9 protein-coding genes are annotated in these 8,011 nt (G+C 67.2%); 8 read left to right on the top strand and 1 reads right to left on the bottom strand.

Annotation, left to right across the window (positions count from 1 at the left end):
• On the bottom strand, window positions 1-232 hold a 232-nt coding region (locus AC1DWT_RS11845), incomplete at its 3' end, for a 3-keto-5-aminohexanoate cleavage protein (RefSeq protein WP_477920658.1).
• 161 nt (window positions 233-393) lie between these two features.
• On the opposite strand from AC1DWT_RS11845, the gene AC1DWT_RS11840 reads away from it, so the two are divergent.
• From AC1DWT_RS11840 to AC1DWT_RS11805, 8 genes are all read left to right on the top strand, one after another.
• Window positions 394-1,398, top strand: a complete 1,005-nt coding sequence (locus tag AC1DWT_RS11840) for an AraC family transcriptional regulator (RefSeq protein ID WP_206013342.1) — start codon at window positions 394-396, stop codon at window positions 1,396-1,398.
• 152 nt (window positions 1,399-1,550) lie between these two features.
• Complete coding sequence (locus AC1DWT_RS11835; protein ID WP_072946305.1) at window positions 1,551-1,937, top strand: carboxymuconolactone decarboxylase family protein; 387 nt, start codon at window positions 1,551-1,553, stop codon at window positions 1,935-1,937.
• Window positions 1,938-1,987: 50 nt separating this feature from the next.
• On the top strand, window positions 1,988-3,346 hold the full coding sequence (locus AC1DWT_RS11830) for an MFS transporter (protein ID WP_206013344.1): 1,359 nt from the start codon (window positions 1,988-1,990) through the stop codon (window positions 3,344-3,346).
• A gap of 139 nt (window positions 3,347-3,485) precedes the next feature.
• Window positions 3,486-3,962: a calcium-binding protein gene (locus AC1DWT_RS11825; RefSeq protein WP_241031327.1), complete on the top strand. Its 477-nt coding sequence runs from the start codon at window positions 3,486-3,488 to the stop codon at window positions 3,960-3,962.
• A 14-nt stretch (window positions 3,963-3,976) separates the two neighbouring features.
• On the top strand, window positions 3,977-4,708 hold the full coding sequence (locus AC1DWT_RS11820; protein ID WP_241031328.1) for a hypothetical protein: 732 nt from the start codon (window positions 3,977-3,979) through the stop codon (window positions 4,706-4,708).
• Window positions 4,609-5,157: a helicase-associated domain-containing protein gene (locus AC1DWT_RS11815; protein WP_241031329.1), complete on the top strand. Its 549-nt coding sequence runs from the start codon at window positions 4,609-4,611 to the stop codon at window positions 5,155-5,157. Before AC1DWT_RS11820 ends, AC1DWT_RS11815 begins: the two co-directional genes overlap by 100 nt.
• Before the next feature lie 396 nt (window positions 5,158-5,553).
• A complete protein-coding gene (locus AC1DWT_RS11810) occupies window positions 5,554-6,870 on the top strand; it encodes an HNH endonuclease (RefSeq protein WP_420855113.1) in 1,317 nt (438 codons plus the stop codon).
• A gap of 118 nt (window positions 6,871-6,988) precedes the next feature.
• Window positions 6,989-7,996: an NAD(P)H-dependent glycerol-3-phosphate dehydrogenase gene (locus tag AC1DWT_RS11805; protein WP_477920653.1), complete on the top strand. Its 1,008-nt coding sequence runs from the start codon at window positions 6,989-6,991 to the stop codon at window positions 7,994-7,996.
• The last annotated feature ends 15 nt before the right edge of the window (window positions 7,997-8,011 follow it).

The raw sequence follows: 8,011 nt of genomic DNA, 5'->3' as shown, positions 1-8,011 counted from the left end.
CGTTGAACTTCGACAGCCGCTTGGAGCCCTTGCCGTCGAGTTCACGGACGTGGATGTGCAGCACGGTGGCGCCGGCCTCGTAGCAGTCCACCGCCTTCTGCACGTGCTCGTCCATCGTCAGCGGCAGGTCCTCGCGGAAGTCGTCCGGCTCCCACTCCGGACCGTACGGGGCACACGTGATGACCAACTTCTCCTGGTTCTCGGGGAAGAGGGCGTCGTCGTGGAAATGCATGGGTGTTCTCCGTTCGAAAAGATTGCGGACGGCGGGACTGTGACTCAGCTGACATAACGGTAGCCACGGGATGCCATCCAGACTTACCCTGACGGGACATATTTGTTTCCTGTTCGGGACACCCCGGCCGAGTGGGACGCCTGCGACGGAAGGTGACGCGAATGGCCAAGCCCCTCGCCCGGTATGCCGCGCTGACCGGCTTCGTCGAACTGGGCCGCACACTCTCACTCGACCCGGTGAAGCTGCTGACGAGCGTCGGACTCGACCCGGCCGGGCTGGACCTGCAGGACCGCTGGGTGCCCGCGTCGTCGGTCGCCCGTCTGCTGGAGTTGTCCGCGGCGACGTCGGGTCGCCAGGACTTCGCCCTGAAGCTGGCCGAGCGGCGGCGCCTGTCCACCCTCGGCCCACTGAGCGTCGGCATCCGGGACGAGCCCGACGCGCGAAGCGCACTCCGGATGCTGATCCGCTTCCAGCACACGTACAACGAAGCGCTGCACATCCGGCTCTCCGAGCGCGACGGCGTCGCGACGATACGAATCCGCTTCGACCCCGGCGAACCCGTGCCGGTGCGGCAGTCCGTCGAACTGGCGGTCGCGGTGACCCACCAGCTGTTGCGGCAGCTGCTGGGCGAGCGGTGGCATCCGGTGTCCGTCAGCTTCGAACACGGACGACCGGCCGACGACTCGACGCACCGGCAGGTTTTCGGCGCGCCACTCCACTTCGACGGCGAGTACTCCGGAATCCTGGTCTACACAGGCGATCTGGACGAGCCGAACAGATTGTCCGACCCGCTGCTGCGGTCCTATGCGCAACAGATCCTCGACACGCTCACCACGCCAGAGGAACCCACCCTCACCAATCGCGTGCGCGAACTCGTCGAACTGCTGCTGCCGAGCGGGCGCTGCTCGATCGAGCAGGTCGCCCGCAGCCTCGGCGTCGACCGCCGGACGGTGCATCGGCACCTCGCGAAATCGGGAGAGACCTTCACCTCGGTCCTCGACTCCACCCGCGCCGAACTCGCGAAACGCATGGTCACCGGGCGGCGCTACTCGTTGACGGAAATCTCCGAGATGCTCGCCTTCTCGACGCCGAGCAGTTTCTCCCGGTGGTTCCATCAGCAGTTCGGCATGAGTCCTCGCGAGTGGCGCAAACAAACCACGGGATAGGTGGCCGTGCGACCGATGTCCCGAAATGCAAAGAATTCCGTCCCGTAGGGGCAACTAATCACCTCACCGGCCACGTAGCGTGATGCAGGCCACTATCGGGTCGGGCCGTAGCCCGCATCACACCCGATTCGTTCTCCGTGAAACGAGCCGCCATGACCGCTGAGCCGATACCCACCCCGACACTCGACCGAATGAAGAGTGCGGGAAGCTGGAATCCTCTGTGGGACACCTTGTCCCAGTGGGATCCGGAGTGGACCGAGCAGTTCATGGCCATGAACGCCACTCCCGTGCAGCGTGGGGTGTTCACGCCCGAGTTCGTCGAACTGCTCAGCATTGCCATCGATGCCGCCGCCACCCACATGTACGCGCCGGGAGTGCGCAGGCACATCCGGGCCGCACTCGAACTCGGTGTGTCCAAGGAGGAGATCCTCACCGTCCTCGAGATGGTGAGCGTCCTCGGGATCCACGCCTGCAACCTCGGCGTGCCGATCCTCGCGGAGGAACTCGACGCGTACGAGTCCCGGCGCCCGGCACACTGAACGCCGCTCCCACACTCTCTCCCTCTCCACCCGCACCCTCAGGAGCATCCATGGGACCGAATCCCACCACGTCCGAACTCGAGATCGCAGTCGCCGCCCCGTCGAGTTCCGTGCCGACCGCCGACCGCCGCACCCGACGCTCCTCGTTCTACCCCTGGCTCGTTTTCGCCCTCGCGTTCGCGTTGCTGCTCTCCGACTACATGTCCCGCCAGGTTCTCAGTGCGGTCTTCCCGTTCCTGAAGGCCGACTGGGCACTGACGGATTCCCAGCTCGCATCCCTCACCAGCATCGTCGCGCTGATGGTCGGGCTGCTCACCCTCCCGCTGTCCCTGCTGGCCGACCGATGGGGGCGCGTGAAGTCCCTGGTGCTTATGGCCACGCTGTGGAGTGTCGCGACCCTGCTGTGCGCGATCGCCTCCAGCTACGAGCAGATGCTCGCCGCGCGCTTCCTCGTCGGTGTCGGCGAGGCCGCGTACGGAAGTGTCGGAATCGCCGTGGTTCTCAGCGTCTTCGCGCCACGGGTCCACTCCACACTCAGCGGCGCGTTCATGGCCGGCGGTTCCTTCGGCTCGGTCGTCGGCGTCTCGCTCGGCGCGGTCATCGCCGTACACCTGAGCTGGCGCTGGTCGTTCGCCGCAATGGCGGTCCTCGGACTCATCCTGGTCCTGGCATTCCGCACGATTGTCACCGAACGCCGCCTGGCCGAGCACGCCGCGACCGACGACACCTCCGAATCCGCCCGCCCCGACGAACCCGCGATCCGCGTCCCGGTGTCGACACTGTTCACCAACCCGACCGTGTGGTGCGCGTACCTCGGCGGCGGACTGCAGATGTTCAACGCGGCCGTGCTGCTCGCCTGGGCCCCGAGCTACTTCAACCGCTACTACGGCATGGCCCCGGACAAGGCCGGTGCCGTCGCGTCGGGGTTCGTGTTGCTGATCGCCATCGGCATGATCGTCTGCGGCATGATCACAGACCGGGTCGGACGCAACAACGCGGCCGCGAAGTGGACCAGCGCGATCACCTACTGCACGATCTCGCTGGTCTCGCTCGGAATCGCACTCCAGCTGGAAACCGGTGCATCCCAGCTGATTCTGCTGGGTATCGGCGCCTTCTTCGCTGCCGGCTCGTCCGGCCCCACCGCCGCCATGGTCGCGGGTTTGACCCACCAGTCGGTGCGGGCCTCGGCCCTCGGCAGCCTGACCGTGACCAACAACGTCCTCGGCCTGGCCACCGGACCCTTCGTCATCGGCATCCTCGCCGACCGCCTCGGCCTGCTCGGCGCACTGCAGCTGGCACCGCTGGTGTACGTGCTGGCGATCGTGGCCCTGTTCCTCGGCAAGCGGATGTACCCGGCCGGGCTCGCGAAGCTCGCGGCGCAGAGCGCCGCCGCCGCGGCGAAGGTCTAGGTCTCGCCGGACCACATCAACTCGGCAAGTCCCGGTGGCAGCCGCCGCCGGGACTTGCCGAATGTCATACACCTCGACGATGCACTGGCCGGTCCCGCGCCCTGGACCACCAGCTGGCGAAACACCGGACCGCGCACCCGTGACCGGTTACATCACGAAGCGCTGGAGGCACCAACTCCACCGGATCATCCAGGTCGAGGATCCGCAGGTCATCGGGCAACGCGAACACCCCCAGCGCGCGCCGCGAACCCGGCAGCAGCGGGAACGCGAGTCCGACTCCGGGTTGCTTCGGGCTATCCTCGTCGCCGTGAGATCACCCAACCGCGACGCACTGGAGGCCATGGTCGCGGAGGCGACGATCGACTGCTACAACGACAGCGAATGCGTCACCGGCTTTTACACCATGCTCCACGAGAACCTCGACCTGCCGTTCCACACCCGTGTGCTCGGTGCCCAGGTCACCGTGTCCGGCATCGACCTGATCGACGACCACATCGTTGTGATCTGCACCCGCGGCCGGTCACGACAACGCCTTCGAATTCTCGACCTGCCGTTGCCGGCACCGCCACCCGACGGTGCCGAGTGGATCGAGGCATACCGCCACTGGCTGAGATAGGTGAGGACACGAGCATGAACACCGGCGACACCGCACCCCCGAGCGCGACCGGGGAGCACCGGATACGAATGACCGAACAGGAGGCCATATCGAATCTGCACACGGTGCTGCACCTCTGCGCGGCCGGTGAATTGCGGTGCAGCGAGAAGACCCACCGCCCCTCCGCGGCGACGGTCGCTGCCGTGGGCTCACAGCTCGCGCACGGCGACTTCTACCTCGACGACCCGATCGCGTCGTTCGCGTGGCCGCTGATCATCCAGGCCGGTGGGCTCGCCACGATCGAGAGCGGGCGCCTGCGGCTGACCCCGAAGGGCCGTACCGCCCTGCGTCGGCCGGCGGCCGAGGCCATCTCCCAACTGTGGCGGCGCTGGCTCACCCACGCGGTGATCGACGAGTTCAGCCGAATCGAACAGATCAAGGGTCAGCGCGCACACAACGTCCTCACCTCGGCCCGGACCCGCCGGCAGACCGTCGCTGCAGCTTTGGCCGGCTGCCCACCCGGAGAGTGGATCGGCATGGATTCACTGTTCACGGCAATGCGACGGAAAGGCATGAGCCCCAACGTCGCACGCAGCGAGCGCGCACTGTGGAAGCTCTATCTCGTCGACCCGCAGTACGGCAGTCTCGGCTACGACGGTTACCACCGGTGGGAGATCCTCGAGGGCCGCTACACGATGGCGGTGCTGTTCGAGTACGCCGGCACGCTGGGCCTGCTCGACCTCGACTACCTCCACCCCGGGTTCTGAAGGTCCTGCCCAACCTCGACATCGTCGCCACTGGAACCCTGTCCCCCGGCGATCAGCTACTGCTGTCCGGCTACGCCGAGCACACCGCGGACCGGGTCTGGACCCTCTCCGCCGCGAGCCTGCTGGCCGCGATCGACGGTGGCCACCACCTCGAGGACCTCACTACCTTCCTCGCCGCGCGCACCGACCATGAGCTGCCCGGCACGCTGCGGACCGTCATCGACGACGTCACCCGCCGAGCCACCCAGCTCACCGACCACGGCCACGCCCGGGTGATCGAATGCACCGATGCCGCACTCGCTGCGCTCATCACCCGCGACCGCGCACTCCGCACACTGTGCCGTCCGATCGGCGACCGCCACCTCGCGGTCCCCGTCGAACACGAACCGAAGTTCCGCAGGGCCCTACACAAACTCGGCTACGCCCTGCCCAGGCCGAACACCCCCTGACCGAAGACGTCAACGCCGCGACACACAGGGCCGGGCGGCGGCCTGCGCCGGCGACCGGTGGCCGAATCGACTAGTAGTCAGATCCAGTCGATGTGGACGGAGTCGATGTGGTCGAAGTGGAATCCGAAATTGGTTGCAGTACATGTCGAAGCCCTTGTTCTCGCATCCCTCGTCGGCACCGTTGCGGACCATGACCCGGCTCTTGACCCGGATGACCGCCCTCTTCGGTGTTCCGGGTAGAGCCCGCCAATTCCTCGCCGACAAGGGCATCCGCGTGGGCCGACGGTCAGCGCCTGCCCCTCCGCGGGGGCAGCGCCTGCGATTCGGGTATTGCCCTGCCTCGCGTCTCCAGCTACAATCGAACGTATATTCGAATGACCTTGGGGGAGGTTGGTTGTGGGGGCAATGCTTCTCGAGGAATTGCGCACATTCACGGCGCGACTGCAGTGCGCCGAGGCGGCGAGTGGGGATCCGGGGTTGGGCATCGACCTGCTCGATGCGATCGAGACGTTGAAATCGGTCGGGTGCGCGGTACAGGCGGTGATCACCGACGATGTCGCGACGAGCATCCGTGCGGACCGCAGGGCTCGGAAACGTCCACGATCCGAGTGGGGTCGGGGTATCGCGTCGCAGATTGCGCTGGCGCGCAGAGAATCCCCGAACCGGGGCGGCCGGCATCTGGGGTTCGCGCAGGCGCTGGTGCACGAAATGCCCCATACGTTGGCCATGCTGCAGACCGGTCGGCTGAACGAATGGCGAGCCACTCTGTTGGTCCGGGAGACAGCCTGCCTGTCCGCGACCGATCGGGCTATCGTCGATCGTCAGTTATGTTCGGACCCAGCAACACTCGACGGCGTCGGCGACCGCGGTCTGATCGCGCGGGCCAAGGCCCTGGCGGTCGAACTCGACGCCGCCTCGGTCGTCCGGCGGCATCGCAAGGCCGTGTCCGAGCGTCGGGTCACGACCCGTCCGGCCCCGGATTCGATGGCCTATCTGAGTGCGCTGATGCCGGTGGAGCAAGCGGTGTGCCTGCAGGCCACGCTGGGTCGGGATGCGGACAGTCTCATCGCGACCGGAAAGGGGCGGGGTCTCAGCCGAAATCAGCTGATGGTGGACTTGTTGTTCGAACGCGGCACCGGAGCGTCGGTGGCGTCGGGTGTGCCGGTGACGGTGAACCTGGTGCTCTCGGACGAGACGCTGCTGGCAGGCGGCCACGAGGCGGCGCAGCTTCAGGGGTTCGGGCCGGTGCCGGCCGGGATCGCGCGACAGCTGGTGGCCGACGCCCTCGATGATGACACCGAGACGTCGTTGCAGCGCGTGTATTCGTGCCCGCAGTCGGGGTCGTTGACGGCGATGGAATCGCAGTCCCGTACGTTCCCGAAAGGTCTGCGAAAACTGATCGATCTGCGGGATCAGACGTGCCGCACCCCGTGGTGTGACGCGCCGATCCGACACCACGACCACATCCGCTCACGGCGGCGGCGGGGTGCCACGACGGCGGACAACGGATCCGGCCTCTGCGAGGCGTGCAACTACGCGAAGGAAGGCGACGGTTGGACGGCCCGCCCCGTCCACAGACCCGGCCGCACCCACCTCGTCGACCTGGGCACCCCGACCGGGCACCACTACCGATCTGCGGCACCACCACTCCCGGCCGCCGCGCGGCAATCCGAGGTCGAGGCGGTGCTCATCGCACACGTGCGTGCGTCGTGACAGCGCGATCACGCCTGGACGACACCGACCGCCGGGACTTGCCGAATCAGCTTCGTGAACGCTTCACAAGTGCCACGCTTGAGACCATGGACAGCATCAAGTCGATGAGTGATCGGTAATGGCCCGGCCGGTGCGCGTCGTCGTGCTCGGCGCCGGTTCGTGGGGAACGACGGTGGCCGGTCTCGCCGCCCACAACACACCGACCCTGCTGTGGGCGCGGAATTCGGATACCGCGGACGAGATCAATACCGCGCATCGCAACTCCCGCTACCTCGGCGAGCGGGCACTCCCCGACTCAATGCGCTCGACGGCCGACCTGGTGGAAGCGGCGCAGGAAGCCGACGTTCTCGTGGTCGGGGTGCCGTCGCACGCGGTCCGCAGCACGCTTACTCAGATCGCCAACGAGGTGCGGGCGTGGGTGCCGGTCTTGTCGCTGGCGAAGGGGCTGGAGCCGGGAACACGGTTGCGGCCCACCGAGGTGATCGCCGAGTGCCTGCCGGGGCATCCGGTCGGGCTTCTCGCCGGTCCCAATATTGCGCGGGAGATCGTCGACGGACTTGCGGCGGCGTCGGTCGTCGCCACCCAGGACGTGCGGGTGGYGACCGCGTTGCAGCCGTTGTTCGCGTCGGCGGTGTTCCGCGTGTACCGGAACACCGATGTGCTGGGCTGCGAACTCGGCGGTGTGCTGAAGAACATCGTGGCCATCGCGTCGGGGATGGCCGATGGGCTGGATGTCGGCGACAACACGCGCGCGATGGTCCTCGCACGCGGGCTGGCCGAGATGACCCGGCTGGGTGAGGCGATGGGCGCGAACCCGCGGACGTTCGCCGGGCTCACCGGGGTCGGAGACCTCATCGCCACGTGTATGAGCCCGAGTTCCCGCAACCGGCGGGTGGGCGAGTTCATTGCCCGCGGCATGACCGTCGAGGAGGCTGTCGCCAAGCTGGGGCAGGTGGCCGAGGGCGTCAAGACCGCCCCCACCGTGATGGAGTTGGCCCGCGACTACAACGTGGACATGCCCATCGCCGCGGAGGTCGAGGCGGTCGTCGCCGGACGGCAGACGCCGGAAGGCGCCTACCGTGGCCTGCGGAAAGTCGCTGCCGGCAGTGAGGACGAGGTGGCGTGATCGCACAACTGCAAC

This window comes from Rhodococcus sp. P4_B6, from assembly GCF_056402215.1.
This window is presented reverse-complemented; position numbering and strand designations above follow the sequence as displayed.

Bases quoted from the DNA above. Each gene is read 5' to 3' on its own strand.
- AC1DWT_RS11835 (WP_072946305.1), top strand. From the start codon at position 1,551: ATGACCGCTGAGCCGATACCCACCCCGACACTCGACCGAATGAAGAGT.
- AC1DWT_RS11840 (WP_206013342.1), top strand. From the start codon at position 394: ATGGCCAAGCCCCTCGCCCGGTATGCCGCGCTGACCGGCTTCGTCGAA.
- AC1DWT_RS11820 (WP_241031328.1), top strand. From the start codon at position 3,977: ATGAACACCGGCGACACCGCACCCCCGAGCGCGACCGGGGAGCACCGG.
- AC1DWT_RS11830 (WP_206013344.1), top strand. From the start codon at position 1,988: ATGGGACCGAATCCCACCACGTCCGAACTCGAGATCGCAGTCGCCGCC.